11 protein-coding genes and 1 tRNA gene are annotated in these 14319 nt (G+C 60.0%); 9 read left to right on the top strand and 3 right to left on the bottom strand.

Annotated features, from left to right (window positions below):
• Nucleotides 1-22: 22 nt before the first annotated feature.
• From Q4D83_RS06830 to Q4D83_RS06810, 5 genes are all read left to right on the top strand, one after another.
• Nucleotides 23-979, top strand: coding sequence for a ketopantoate reductase family protein (locus Q4D83_RS06830; protein WP_303174128.1), 957 nt, complete (start codon nt 23-25; stop codon nt 977-979).
• Nucleotides 980-1110: 131 nt separating this feature from the next.
• The gene (locus tag Q4D83_RS06825) at nt 1111-1803 is read left to right on the top strand and encodes a hypothetical protein (RefSeq protein ID WP_303174126.1); all 693 of its coding nucleotides are present in this window, start codon (nt 1111-1113) and stop codon (nt 1801-1803) included.
• Nucleotides 1804-2927: 1124 nt separating this feature from the next.
• Complete coding sequence (locus tag Q4D83_RS06820; RefSeq protein ID WP_303174125.1) at nt 2928-3668, top strand: NAD-dependent deacylase; 741 nt, start codon at nt 2928-2930, stop codon at nt 3666-3668.
• Nucleotides 3669-3857: 189 nt separating this feature from the next.
• Nucleotides 3858-6188 carry an alpha-amylase family glycosyl hydrolase gene (locus Q4D83_RS06815; RefSeq protein WP_303174123.1) on the top strand — a complete coding sequence of 777 codons (2331 nt, stop codon included), beginning with the start codon at nt 3858-3860 and terminating at the stop codon, nt 6186-6188.
• Nucleotides 6189-6395: 207 nt separating this feature from the next.
• The gene (locus tag Q4D83_RS06810) at nt 6396-6764 is read left to right on the top strand and encodes a DUF6463 family protein (protein WP_303174122.1); all 369 of its coding nucleotides are present in this window, start codon (nt 6396-6398) and stop codon (nt 6762-6764) included.
• 84 nt (nt 6765-6848) lie between these two features.
• Here the strand turns inward: Q4D83_RS06810 and Q4D83_RS06805 are convergent.
• Together Q4D83_RS06805 and Q4D83_RS06800 are read right to left on the bottom strand one after the other, a co-directional pair.
• Nucleotides 6849-6921: transfer RNA gene (locus Q4D83_RS06805), tRNA-Lys, on the bottom strand.
• A gap of 338 nt (nt 6922-7259) precedes the next feature.
• The gene (locus Q4D83_RS06800; RefSeq protein ID WP_303174120.1) at nt 7260-8777 is read right to left on the bottom strand and encodes an acetyl-CoA hydrolase/transferase family protein; all 1518 of its coding nucleotides are present in this window, start codon (nt 8775-8777) and stop codon (nt 7260-7262) included.
• Nucleotides 8778-9022: 245 nt separating this feature from the next.
• Between Q4D83_RS06800 and dusB the strand changes: the two genes are divergently transcribed.
• Both dusB and Q4D83_RS06790 read left to right on the top strand, forming a co-directional pair.
• Nucleotides 9023-10168: a tRNA dihydrouridine synthase DusB gene (gene dusB, locus Q4D83_RS06795; RefSeq protein WP_303174165.1), complete on the top strand. Its 1146-nt coding sequence runs from the start codon at nt 9023-9025 to the stop codon at nt 10166-10168.
• Nucleotides 10169-10545: 377 nt separating this feature from the next.
• Complete coding sequence (locus Q4D83_RS06790; protein ID WP_303174118.1) at nt 10546-11277, top strand: hypothetical protein; 732 nt, start codon at nt 10546-10548, stop codon at nt 11275-11277.
• 450 nt (nt 11278-11727) lie between these two features.
• On the opposite strand, the gene mshD is transcribed toward Q4D83_RS06790, so the two are convergent.
• Nucleotides 11728-12585, bottom strand: coding sequence for a mycothiol synthase (gene mshD, locus Q4D83_RS06785; RefSeq protein ID WP_303174116.1), 858 nt, complete (start codon nt 12583-12585; stop codon nt 11728-11730).
• A 25-nt stretch (nt 12586-12610) separates the two neighbouring features.
• Here mshD and Q4D83_RS06780 point away from each other — a divergent pair, with 25 nt between their 5' ends.
• Nucleotides 12611-13309, top strand: a complete 699-nt coding sequence (locus Q4D83_RS06780) for an LmeA family phospholipid-binding protein (protein ID WP_303174114.1) — start codon at nt 12611-12613, stop codon at nt 13307-13309.
• A gap of 20 nt (nt 13310-13329) precedes the next feature.
• Nucleotides 13330-13971 (top strand): FABP family protein, encoded by a 642-nt coding sequence (locus Q4D83_RS06775; protein WP_303174112.1) that lies wholly within the window; start codon nt 13330-13332, stop codon nt 13969-13971.
• The last annotated feature ends 348 nt before the right edge of the window (nt 13972-14319 follow it).

Genomic DNA, 14319 nt, shown 5'->3' with positions numbered 1-14319 from the left:
CTTTCGACGCAAGGAGTTCACCGTGGCGCGCCGTTCGAAACGCACTGACGCGAAAGTCGCGGTTATTGGCGCGGGCGAAATCGGCTGCGTGTACGCCGCGCAATTGTTCGAATCCGGCGTGGACGTTACCTTGGTGACCCGCACCGCGAACGCGTTTCCGGACGGCATCCGCCTCGACTCGCACGTCAAACACTTCGGCAAGCAACATGTCCACGTACCCACCGCAACCCTCACCGAGCTCCCGCCTATCGACGTCGCAATCCTCGCCCTCCAGGCACACCACCTCGAACCGGTGCTCGACGCCCTAGACACGCTGGAATGCCGCATCATTGTGCCCCTTATGCACCTCGGCGACCAGCTAGACGAACTCACAAAGCGTCTTGGCAACGATCGGGTGGTGCTCGCCTTCCCAGGCATTGGCGGCCGGCGCAACAACGACGGTTCCATCACCTGGATGCCAGTCCCTCAACAAGGCACCCTGGTAGACGCCACGGCCACCCACGCGGACGAGGTGTACGAATTGTTCGCCGCCACCGGTTTGGCCGTCAAACGGGAGCCTTACATGATCGATTGGCTGAACACCCATGCGATTATCGCATCGGTATTGCGCGTGATGGTTCTCAAACCGATTGGTGGAGTGCGCGAAGCCGCGCAGGACATAGAGTTGCTTACCGCGGCGTCGATAAGCATGCGGTCAGGGTTGCGGGGCTACCGCGCTCAAGGCGGCCGAATCCGGCCACCCGCACTCGACTTCCTGACGCGCCGCATGCCACCCATCGTCGCCGTACGGTACTGGCAAACGCAGCTCAGCTCCGAACTCGGGCTCATCACCATCGAGCCCAATGCGAAAACATCAGCGAACACGGAATTGCCGGCGCTGATTAGGCACGCGCTGCGGCTCGTCGGCGACGACGCCACCGAATTCCGCGAGTGGGTCACCCCCACCCTCAACGCCACCGAAAACGAACCCACGAACTAACGAAAATGTTGCTGTGAAGTAGCAAACGTTGCGATTCGCTGCTCGGGGCAGCGCTGGGCGTCGGTAAACTTGTGCCCAATTATTTTGCCGACGTAAGCAGCCGCCAACCCGCAAAGGAACGAGCCTCCCCCATGCACGCGCAACGCCGACGACTCCGCACCGCGTCAACCCTGGCCACGAGCCTAGTCGCGCTCGCCACGCTCACCCTCGCAGGCTGCAGCGCGGAAAGCGACCCCGCGGAAGACAACGTACCCGTGTTGTCCACAATGAAAAAGACGCAATCCGCAAGCAGCACGAGCAATGCGGCCAGCAGCGGCACCTACATCGACCAAACGCTCAACGACGGCGGGCCCGCCTGGAACTTCCCACTCGTATTCGACGGCTGGACCATGGCACCGCGCAACGAACAAAACAAACTACAGCTCGAACACACCAACGGATGTAGCTATACGGCCACACAACAGCCCTTCACCAGCGAAGGCAAATCAGACGACCGCGCCGAAAGCCAACGCCAAGCCGACGACTGGAAAACCGCACTCGCAAGCGAAAGCACCGACCCCGTGTTTACCGTCGAAGAGTCCACCGACATCCGCGGAATCGGCGACACCAAAGTATCCACCCTGCGTGCCGACGCCACGTACACCAGCGCCGACGGACAACCCAAGCGCTCCTCCGCCTGGTTCCGAACCTTTGCAAGCGCAAGCAAGCCCATGGCCATGACTCTGGAATATGCCTGCCCCGCGGAAGCCTACAACGAAACCGAACTCAACGACCTCCTCGAAAACACCCGGTTAATGAACGTGGAGCACACCACCCTCGACTAACCCCGGTGACGCGGGCAAGGCGCCGATCCGCCGCAGCGTCGAATCTGCCTCCGCGTCGAATCTGCCTGAATCGGCTCGCGTCAAGGCAGATTCAACAGGCGGTGGTCGGCGTCTTGGGGATATGGTGATCCAACTGGACCTCAATGTCGAATCTGCCTGACTAGGCCGCAGCGAGGATGGTGAGGTCTTGATTTGACCGAAAAGGACAGGGAAATGACAAGGCCCCGGAGTGGTCAGCTTGCGGCTGGGGTCACTCCGGGGTTGCGCCCTTGTGGGGAAAAGCACCTAGATTCAATGCTTTTCGATGGTGAACTTTGATTGCATTATTGATTCTCAATGTATCCACCGTATCCCTACGGTATTCACCGTGCCTGGTCGGTTGAGCCCACCACTCTTTTCGTGATCGCCTACTCCACAGGTTTCACTTCGCTCGTGGGTAGCTAGCCCCTGAGCTGCATTATTCCCATATGAACCACATGTTGGCTTGCGGCCGCGACGTGGGGTTTGTTCAAGTTGCCTTGCAAACCATTAAGGCACTTTCGGCTGTCACGGAGGAAGGCTTTCGCTTTCCCTGAATGAGATGATGATACGGCTAGTATCGGTTGACGCGAGACGCGCTTCCTCTTGGAGTTCCGTTGCTGTTTCCATCGACGGAATGCTCCACGCCTCAATAGCTTTCGCTGTCGGGCTACTCGCAATTAAACATTGCGCGCGAATTCGCCAACCCACGCGTGGTGTTTATGGCCCCCGCCCTCGAGTGACAGTCTCGGACTTGTGAGCCCTCCGCGTACACACGATGCGTCGCGGCCATACCGTTGTGGGTTGCGTTCTTACCCAGGTGAACCCTGCCCGGGTTCCCGGTAATGCTTGGCGTCGCGGCCTCACAAGGTGGAGCCTTGTAAGACTAAAGTGCGCGGATTGCCTGAGGTTCCAACGATGCCCCCGTAGACGAAAGCAACCTTGGCGGCGGATTGTCAGGTCCACCTTTTGGGGAACTTGCGCACCCCTCGTGCGTCAGGCCGCAGAAAATAGGAGAACCCATTTTCTGCGTAATACTATAAAGAGCGCTGAGTTTTGGTGTCAATAGCATGCTGCGGCCATCACCTGCGGCTACCCTCGAAAGTATGAGCCTGGAATCCGCACTCAAGCTTGCCCAAGAATCCTCCAATGTGACCGTATTCACCGGCGCCGGCATGAGCGCCGAAAGCGGGATCCAAACGTACCGCGATGACACCACTGGACTGTGGGAAAATGTCGATCCACAAGCCATGGCGTCGATTTCCGCTTGGGCTCGCGACCCAGAACCAATGTGGGCGTGGTACCTATGGCGCGCTACGTTGGCGCAGCGTGCGGAGCCGAACGCTGGGCACGTCGCGTTGGCAGAGTGGGCGTCGATAGGCACGATCGTGACGCAGAATATCGATAATTTGCACGAACGGGCGGGAGCCCACAACGTCATCCACCTACACGGGAGCCTCTTTGAATGGCGCTGCACCATCTGCTCGCGGCCGTATCGAAAAGTTGAACTATTAGATGAACCCGTCGAACGGCTCACCCCGCCGCAATGCCCATTGTGCGGAAACTACATACGACCAGGCGTTGTGTGGTTTGGCGAAGCACTCCCACAACGGGAATGGAACCAAGCAGAGACCGCAATATCGAACTCAGATTTGCTTGTTATTGTGGGCACTTCGGGCGTTGTACAGCCCGCGGCGTCGTTACCCCTTATTGCGGTGGAAATGGGAATACCTGTTCTGGAAATCTCACCCGCGGACACTGAACTCACGCGGTTCGCGGACGTGTCTTGGCGCACCACCGCCGCTGTCGGACTACCCGAACTCGTCGCCGCCCTCAACGCACCGTAATCCCGGCGCAGGGTAGCCCAACGACTACCCCCATCGGCGGGGAAAACATGCGGCAGCCCGAAACTTAGTGCACGGGTTCGAGGCGTGCGCGCTGCAACGGGGGTTTCACTGGCGATCGTGAAGCGCTTTTGCTAAAAAATACGCCACGGTTGCAGCCGCGCCAAGCGCATCCGTGGAAGTATGGCCCCCATGACCGAAATCATCGCATTGGACGAAGCAACGTGGTCTTCTGCCACCTGGCCGCTTGGTACACACGCACACGCCGACGGTGTCACTTTCGCTGTGTTCGCCCCGGCTGCCACACGTTTGCAATTGGAAGTGTTTCCAGAATCCCTGGGCGTCACGGCGTCGCACACGTTCCTTCCGCAACGCGGCGAAGACGGCGTGTGGCGCGCAAAATTGCAGGGCTTGCAGTTGGGCGCGCTCATCGGGTTCCGCGCGTGGGGCCCAAACTGGGTGTTTGACCCGGAGTGGGTACCTGGTTCAGATGCGGGTTTCATTGCTGACCTGGACGAACATGGTAACCGTTTCAACCCAAACAAAGTGCTCTTCGACCCGTATTCTCGCGAAGTTTCTCACAATGTCTTTACGGATGAATTGCAACGCTTCGGCGTCAACGACGGCGTGTTCGGCACGGGCGGCGACATCATCGACGGCGTGCCCCGACGCGTCATCGATACGGGACCGTTCGCGCCAAAAGGCGTTGTGGTGGCGTGCGATGCGGAAGTCACACCCAAACCGAATCTGCCTGCGGAAGACGCAATCATCTACGAAGCCAGCATCGAGCAACTCACCGGCCACCCCTCCGTCGCCCGCCTCGCCGACATCCTCAGCGGCGAACACGGATTCGAGGAAGTGGTCAATATTCCCGCCGAGTACCACGGCACGTACAAAGGCGCAGGCATGCTCGCCCCGTACCTGAAAAGCATGGGAATCACCACGGTGGAACTACTCCCCGTCCACGAAACCAATGTTTCAGAAAGCGGCCGAGACGCCGCCACAAACTCGTGGGGATACATGACCCTGGCGTTTTTCGCCCCGAACCGCAAGTACGCCGCGGACAAAAGTTGGGGCGGGCCAACCCGAGAATTCAAAGCAATGGTCTCCGCCTTCCACGAGGCCGGCATGGAAGTGTACCTCGACGTCGTGTACAACCACACCGCGGAGGGCGGCAACTGGAACGGCGACGTCAACACCACTGGGTTCACTAGTTTGGGCGGTTTTGCCACCGCAGAGTATTACCAAATGACCGGGGACAATATCCTGGTCGACGGGGCCACAGGCACATCCAACCAGTTGAACTACTCCTCTGCCGCGGCCCAGCAACTGGTGCTCGATTCGCTGCGCTACTGGTCGCGCGAAATGCATGTGGACGGTTTCCGCTTCGACCTTGCAACCGTCCTGGGCCGCCAGCCTGGGGAAGCGGATCGAGACGACTGGGGCAACCAGAAACGCTTCTTCACCGAGCACCCGCTGCTGGTGGAGATCGCGAAGCTGGCCGAGGAAGACCATGTAGAGGTCATCGCGGAAGCCTGGGACCTGTGGGGCTACGAGGTAGGCAATTTCCCCCGCGGCTGGGGCGAATGGAACGGCCGCTACCGAGATGCGGTGCGCAGCTTCACCAAGGGCGAAGGCAATGTTGGCGAGTTTGTGGACATGCTCAACGGGGACTACCACCACTTCCACGACAACGGCGGCCCCCAGAAAACCATCAACTTCGTTGTCGCCCACGACGGCTTTAACCTCGCGGATTTGGTGAGCTACCAAACGAAGCTCAACGACCAACCCTTCCCCTTCGGCCCATCCGACGGCGGCAGCGACAACAACTTGTCCTGGGATTCCGGCGGCGACCACACCTTGCGGCGCCAACGCCTGCGCAACCTGTGGACCATCCTCATGTTCTCCCGTGGCGTACCAATGATCGTCGCCGGAGACGAGTTCGGCCGCACCCAGAACGGCAACAACAATCCGTGGGCGTTGCATTCCGTGGCAATGCGCAATAACTACGACATGATTGCCAGCAACTCCCCGCAACGTGTCCCCGTGGCGGAAGATATCGACGCCGCGTACCACGACAACCTAGGCACCTTCGCCAACGACGAACCAACCGTCAATGGATTGTTCCGATTCGCCACATACTTAATGCACATGCGGCATCGCCACAGTTGCCTGCAGCAAACCGAGTGGGGCGACTTCGTAGCCAACAACGGCGACGTGTCGTACCTGTTCTACAACCCCAGTGGCGACGGGCAACCCACCGAAGGCGACCGTGCCCTCGGCGTATACATCGACTCCCCCGAAGAAAACTTCTGGGTGATGATCAACATGTCCGGCGAATCCGTCAACTTCTACATCCCCGAAGAATTCCGCACCTCCGACTGGCACTACATCATCGACACCGCATCCTGGGCGGAACTAGTGAACAACTACTGGCCCGACGATGAAGGCGCCATCGTGCACGCGCACAACTCCGTGCACCCCTGGTCAATCGCGGTGTGGCACCGGACGCGCAACGCCTAGCGGCGGCGCGCGGGAGAGGGCGGCGTCGATACGCGGGAGTGCGGAAAGAAACGAAATATTGTCACAACGGTAACATTTGCGATACCGGAATAGCGGCTGTGATGCGGTAATATTCAATCGTTCAGTGCATTACTGAATTTCTCAGTTAAAACAAACGTGACGCGATACTATCGCACACAGCATCAAGCTCGACCGAAAGCAATACCGATGGCAAACATGCAGAAATGGACCGGCGCCCTCTTCGCAATCATGGGGATCGCCCACTGCATGGCCACCGACTGGATGCACCTCCGCGCCGCCGCCGGCCAAGGATGGTGGATGAGCGTCGACACCATGCCGGAAAGCCAAGCACTCTGGTTCCTCGTCGCCGGGATCTCACTGATCATCATCGGCTTCTTCGCGTTCAACTCACTCACCACACGCATCGCGGCGGCAATGCTCGTCACACTTCTCATGCTCGGCATCTACACAGGGACCGGGCTCGTCGGGGCCGCCATCGGTACCATCCTCGGAGGGGCCCTCATCGCCGCAACGCTCAAATCCACCAAACGCACCACAGCCAGCAAGGCCACATAAACACAACCGCATCGACGGTAGGGTACGGGGAAGCGGTAACCGGGGGGGCGTCAAAAAGCCCCCGCAGGGAACGGGGGCAAAATGTGGGCCCTGTGGGGCTCGAACCCACGACCTGCGGATTAAAAGTCCGTAGCTCTACCAACTGAGCTAAAGGCCCTTGGTCGCACAACCGCAACCAATACTCTGCCATTCTAGCGACTCGCCCCAAACTTAGGAAATCGCCTTGTGAGCAGGGGAATTCCTGGCGTTCCGGCACCCGGCGCGGAATCTGCCTGAGCAGTAAGGCAGATCCGACGTAAGGTGTTTCCCATCCTGCGGCAATACCCCAACCTCGAGGTGCACATGTCGAATCTGCCTGAGCGGCGGAACAACAGCAAGGCAGATCCGACGTGCAGCCAGCACACACCCGCAACACGACAACCCCCAACCCCGAAAAAAGAAACCGCCGCTCCCCCAAGTGCGCGGGGTCACGGCGTGAGTCTTTAAAGAAGCGGGTTAGCTCTTCTTCATGGTGCCAGTCTCGGCGAAGCGCTGGTGGAAGCTGAAGGCGTTCGCGAGGTCATGCGGCGTCTGCATGGTCTTGTTCTTCTCGGCCAAGTGGAGTGCCCGCTCGTAGTATTCCTCGAGCAGCGGGCGGTAGTCCGGGTGGGCCAGCGCGATCATCTTCTTCACGCGCTGACGTGGGGCGAGTCCACGCAGGTCAGCGTAGCCGTATTCGGTGATGACCACCTTGACGTCCTGCTCGGTGTGGTCAACGTGCGAAACGAACGGCACGATTGCGGAAATTGCGCCGCCCTTGGCGTCGGACGGGGTAATGAAGGAGCTGATGTACCCGTTGCGGGTGAAGTCTGCGGATCCGCCGACACCGTTCATCATGCGGGAGCCGATGACGTTGGTGGAGTTAACGTTGCCGTAGATGTCCGCTTCGATGAGACCGTTGGTGCAGATCAAGCCGAGACGGCGGACTACTTCGGGGTGGTTGGATACCTGTTGCGGGCGCAGAATGATCTGCTTGGCGTACTTGGAGGCCTCGCGGTTCATGCGGTCGGCGTATTCGGGCGACAGGGAGAAGGAGGTTGCGGAGGCAACGGTCATCTTGCCAGCGTCGATGAGGTCCACCATGCCGTCTTGGATAACCTCGGTGTACGCCTGAATGTTTTCGAACTTGGAGTCGAGCAAGCCGCTCATCACCGCGTTCGGAACATTGCCGACGCCCGACTGCATGCGGTAGCCGTCATAGGTGAGGCGACCTGCGGCCACCTCGCTTTCCAGGAAGTCGAGGAAGTGGCCGGCGATCTGCTTGGACTGATCATCGATCGGCTTGAAGGGCGCGTTGCGGTCCGGCAGGTCCGTCTCCACCACGGCAACGACCTTGTCAATATCAATGTCGATGTAGGTGGTACCGATACGCTGACCAGGCTCGGTGATCGGAATCGGCGTGCGGTTCGGCAGCTTCTTGTTGCGCCAAATGTCCGCCATACCCTCGAGCTCTTCGGACTGCCACGAGTTGACCTCGATGATGATCTTCTCGGCGGCATCCAGGTACTCAACGTTGTTGCCCACGGAGGAAGACGGCACCAGGTGGCCGTCTTCGGTGATGCGGACAACTTCCACGATGGCTACATTCATCTGGCCGAAGAACCCTTGTTCGACGTAGAGGCCGGACTCGGACAGGTGATAGTCCGCGTAGAAAGAGGTGCCGTCGTTGATCTTGGACCGCAGGATCGGGTCAGACTGGTACGGAGTACGGAAGTGGATTGCGTCGGCCTCGGCCAACACACCATCACAGTCCGGCGCGGTCGACGCGCCGGTGAACAGGTCAATCATGTACTCTTCGCCACGTGCGTGGGCTTCTTTGGCGCGTTCTGCGATGGCGGAGGGGAGCGCCTTCGGGTAACCAGCGCCGGTGAAGCCGGAGATGCCGACCTTGTCACCGTGGTTAACCAGTTGTGCCGCTTCCTCTGCGGACATCACCTTGCCGCGAAGCTTGGCGTTTGCGATCCGATCGGACATGTATCCTCCTGAGAGTTCTGACCTTAACGTGTCTTCGTGTGACATAGACCCCACCGGGTACTGTGACGCACCCTATACGATGGAACCCAAGTTGTGGTGACCACAGTATCCCAAATCCCCCCGCCACACGCCCCTACTTCCGCAAATCTTTACAATATGCTCCCCACGTTTTACCCCCGCCCGCGCGCGAGGTGCGGACGGTGGCTTGAGGTGCGCGGCGTCGATAAGCGTGCGACAATATGGCGGTGACACTGATGATCGGATCCCTCGCGCTGCACTCCCCCGTGGTGTTGGCGCCGATGGCGGGCGTAACGAACGTCGCGTTCCGCACGCTGTGCCGCGAACTGGAACTCGAAAAGACGGGTACCGTGGCGGGCCTCTACGTGTGCGAAATGGTGACCGCCCGCGCGCTCGTAGAGCGAAACGAAAAAACCCTCCGCATGACGACGTTCGCGCCCAACGAGGACCCCCGCTCCCTACAGCTTTACACCACCGACCCCAAATACACGTACGAAGCGGCGAAGATGGTGGTAGACGAAAACTTAGCCGACCACATCGACATGAACTTCGGCTGCCCCGTGCCAAAGGTAACTCGCCGCGGCGGCGGATCTGCCTTGCCGTACAAACGCCGACTCTTCGCAAACATCGTAGCCGCTGCCGTACGCGCCACGGAAGGCACCAACATTCCCATCACAGTCAAATTCCGCATCGGCATCGACGACGAACACCACACCCATCTCGACGCCGGGCGCATCGCCGCAGCTGAAGGAGCCGCCGCCGTCGCACTCCACGCACGGACCGCCGCGCAACGCTACTCCGGCACTGCAGACTGGGGTGAAATCCGCCGCCTCAAGGCACATTTGGCGGACTCTGGTGTGCCGGTGCTCGGCAACGGTGACATTTTCAAAGCGTCCGACGCCGCCGCGATGATGCAGCAAACTGGTTGCGACGGCGTTGTCGTCGGCCGCGGCTGCCTCGGTCGCCCCTGGCTCTTCCCCCAGCTTTCCGCCGCGCTCCGCGGTAAACCCATCCCTCCCGAACCGACGCTTGGGGAGGTCACACGCATTATACTGCGCCACGCGGAACTGCTCATAGCGCATGAAGGCGCCGAAAAAGGCTGCCGCGACCTGCGCAAACACATGGGATGGTACCTTCGCGGCTTCCCCGTGGGTGGCGACGCCCGCGCCAAACTCGCCCAAGTCCGCTCCCTCGCCGACATCGCCCAAGCGCTCGACCCGTGGGCGGAATCTGACTCACTCGCGGCAGATTCCGAAGGGGCACGCGGGCGGCAAGGATCCCCTGGGAAAGTCGTGCTCCCCGAAGGATGGCTCGACAACCCCGAAGACGACACCGTGCCGGAAGGCGCCGAAATTATGCACTCCGGCGGGTAAAACGCGGCGTCGAGAGGCGGGAATTATACACTGAACTCAAGCTGTATGCAAGGCCTTTTGGGAGGCGGCTAGAAAAACTGGGGAAAACGTCCAGTTATCCACAGGCTCAGATCAGCGTGCCAGAAAAACCCTAGCCGCAAGCCGGCCCCAGAACTAACACTAAGGTTATGGGCGCCCACCTAACCTTGACACGCAACGACCTCGTGCGCATCACGCGACGCACCCGCGTACCGCGCCACCTATGCCGGCCGCAACGCGACGTGTGCTACGGGTCAGAAAACCATCCTCAACGGCATGGCTACCCAGCGCCAATCATTCTCCGCGCACGCGCACACCACGCGCAAACCCCCAACGCAATCATCGGAGGATGGGCAGCCGTGGCCTACGCAGGGCTCCCACACTGGGCCGACGATGCCCACATCACCCTCCACGTCACCAGCAATTTTCGGCAAGCGCACAACCCACTCGACGCCACCCGACGCCGCATCCGCCACGACGCCGCCACCTGGAAACCCGACCAAAAACAACCAAACATGCGCGTAATGATCCCCGAAGTCGCGCTCGTTGACTGCCTCATCGACCTGCAACGCAACCGACACGCCTGGTGGGTTTACCAAGTGCCCGGCCTAGACGCGTGGGAAGTGCGCGCGATCCAACTCATCGACGCCCTACGGCGGGTCTGCCACCTCAATATCCACCTCATCCGCAACATCGCACGAAACATTTTCTGCGCGCGGGAACTGAGCAAACTACTGCGAATGTCCAGTTCAGGCGCGGAATCACCGCCGGAGACTGCGCTCAGGCTCATCGCCGAACAAGTACGTAAACAACTGCAAGTACAGGTGCCGGTGCGGCAATCTGGAAGCCTCCGCGACGACGGCACACCGCTACTCACAATTCTCGACGCGAGCTGGACCGACATCCGCGTCGCGCTCTTCTACGACGGTGCCCACCACCTCCAACGGGAGCAACGCGACTACGACTCCACCGTATTCATTCGACTCCGGGAACTCGGGTGGGAACCACTCCGCATCACGCACGGCCTCCTAAGAAACCCGCGAAAACTTGCCACTACCTTGCGAAACGCCATCCAACGCGCCGAACGCTGACCAAAGACCGTGCGCGGATTGGGGGCGGGGCGGGGCGAGGCGTCAGGACGGAAGTGCCGCGTCACAGTGCTTATCGACGCCGCCGACAACTCCGGCGCTGAGCTCCCCCTCCTCTAAGCTACTTTTACTACCCCGCTCCCCGCGGAATCTGCCTTGCCACAGAATCTGCCTTACCTAGCGGGATTCGCCTCTTTTGTGCCGTCGGTGAGCTGCGAAAACTCGCTCGCATTGAAAATATTTAAGGCAGATTCGACAACAACGTTGAAGAGGCAGTCAGAATAGGCTCTCGCCGCAGGGAGCCGAAACGCCGGTGCCGCAGTTCAGTGTTTATCGACGCCGCGGACAACTCCGTGCGCGATTTGCCTCTTGCAGAATCTGCCTTGCTTAGCCATATGTACCTCAAGTATCGCCGTCGGTGAGCTGGAAAAACGCACCGTTGTTATATGTGCCTCAGGCAGATTCGTAAGCGACGTGCTGTTCGGCAATGATGAAGCCGAGACGTTCGTAGGCGCTGACAGCCGGATGATTATCTGCTTCCACATAGAGGATGACTTCCTCGCATCCGATATCCACGAGGTGCGCTAGACCAAGGCGGATTAAGGGTGCGCCCAAGCCTTTGCCGCGATGGTGCGAACCAAGGCCGACAACGTAGATCTCGCCGAGGCGATCTGAATGTCGTTTAGTCCAGTGGAAACCTGCCATGGCGCCGTTGTCGGACATGAGGAATCGAACACCGGCCGGTGAGAACCAAGGCACATCGAGTGCGCGGCGCAGGCGAGACATGTCCCATCTGCCTTGTTCCGGGTGCCAGGCGAATGCTTCATTGTTGATGCGCAGCCAGTCGGATAAGGCAGATTCGCCGAGGTCTTCAAATGTGGATTCGTAGTATCCGGGAGGGGCAATAGGTTGCTGGCCTGCGCATGCGTCAGTGAGGGCATCGCCGCTGATGGACATGACGAGCAGTGTTCGTACCGGCTTCATGTGTCGTTTCGTTGCGAGCGATCGAGCGGCAGGCAGATTTCCGTGGGCCCAGGTGCTGGCGGGAGGGAGGGCGTCGAGAAGCGCGGTGGCGTAGCCGCGACGACGGTGATCGGGATGGACCACGAGTTCGATTGTCGCGCCGTCGTACGCGGCGAGGGCTACGAGATCCGGGGCAAAGAGCAGTATATGTGTGTTTTCTTCGGCAAGCCCGCGGAGGAATTGTTCGGACAGGGGGGCGAATCCGTCGGCGGCGGTCGCGGCGTCGCAAAGTGCGAAGGCCTGGGCGAGCAACGGTTCGGGCAAGGCGGTGACTTGTCGAAGCTCCATGGTCCCACCCTAGTAACCTGAAGGGGTGAAACGCACAATTGCCCTTGCGGTGGCGCTCATTCTCGGTGGCGCGTACGCCGTGGATAACGCATACGCAGCGAATCTCGAACGCCGTATCGGTGAGGAAACACGCTTGCATGCGCACCTTGACGCTACGCCCAAGATCTACCTCGGCGGAGTGCCGTATTCGCAGGCGTTGATAACCGGGGAAATTCCCATTATTAGCTCAGAAGTTCTGGATGTGGATGTGCCTCGGCTGGGCATGGTTAACGCACGGACGGAAGCCCGCGGCGTCGAAGTTACGCCCGAACAGGTGCGCGAAGGGGACATTACTGGGGCGCGGGCGGGGCTGCTGACAAGGCGGATCAGCATGGATGGCGTCGCGCTGGGGCACTTGTTAAATATGACTGATCTGGATATTTCGCATCCTTACGATATGTCGCCAAACGGCGGGGACGCAGCTGAGGTACGGCTCCGCGGCACGCCGCCGGGCGAAACCGAACCTACGACCGAACTCGCCAAGTTGCGGATCATCGGCGATACAATCAATATCATCCCCGAGCACAACGAAGCGTTCGCACTCACGTTCACAAACGCGGAGATGCCGCTCACGGCGCCGGCAAGCAAAATTTTCGTCGCAGGCGGCTCAATCTACATCGAGTCGCTGGAGCGCAACGTCCTGCTCGACGCAACTGACCTCTCGCCGTTGTCGCGGAAAACGTAACTGCAAGTAGGCTTGAGTCCATGGCTGAAGAACAAGACCGCAAGCTTGATGGAAACGCAGCGGTGAATCTGGCGGCTGAGCAGTCGCAAAGCACGGCGAGTTTGAACATTTCCCCGGAAATCGCTGGCGTCCCCGCCCTCGGCGCCCCCGCGGACACTGCGAATTTGCGCCTCGGCCCGAATCTCCACGACGGCCTGCTCGCGCTATTGCCGCTGGTGGGCGTGTGGCGCGGCGAAGGCCAGGCAGATTCCGCTGCCGGCCAGTACGCGTTCGGCCAGCAGTTGACGTTCACCCACAACGGCGAGAATTACCTGGCGTTTGAGTCGATCATTTGGCGGCTGGACAGCAACGGCGAGCCGACCGGGCATGACCAGCGCGAAACCGGCTTTTGGAGGATCAGCCTGGACGACGAAATTTCCGTAGTTTCGTGCGGCGCGGCGGGCGTGGTTGAGATCTTCTACGGCAATCCCTTGAGCGAGCGGGCGTGGCAGCTGGAAAGCGCCTCGACGCTGGTCACCTCTTCCGGACCGGCCGATTTGGGCCCAGGTAAGCGCTTGTACGGGCTGCTGCCCACGCATGAACTCGGCTGGGTGGAGGAGCGGCTCGTCGATGGCGCATTGCAACCGCGACTGTCGGCACAGTTGAAGCGGGTGGTCGGCTAACTTCCCCCCGCTTCTCGACGCCCCGTCCTCCCGACGCACCGCGCTTTCCCCACGCTCTCCGGCGGTGGGGGTAGTCATCGGGGGTGGCGAATTTGGCCGCTTGAAACCTGTGGATTTTGCCTTAAAATCTCCACGCATTAGCAAGGTGCGCAAGCTTTTTGCTGCATTGATGCTACATTTCTGGGGCGCCACCTAGCTTCGCGCAAGCAATTTTCCGCCCTGCAGAATCTGTCTGAGGCAGATTTTCGGACGCCAAAAATACCGCTCTACGTGCACACATACACTAGCTCACGTGTTCGTTATGACATGGGTCATAAAATATTCATTGCTCGCAATGCATTGCACACT

The sequence above is a fragment of the Corynebacterium sp. genome (assembly GCF_030532715.1).
Lineage (GTDB): Bacteria > Actinomycetota > Actinomycetes > Mycobacteriales > Mycobacteriaceae > Corynebacterium.
Note: the sequence above shows the minus strand (reverse complement) of the source record. Positions and strands in the feature narration are given on the sequence as shown.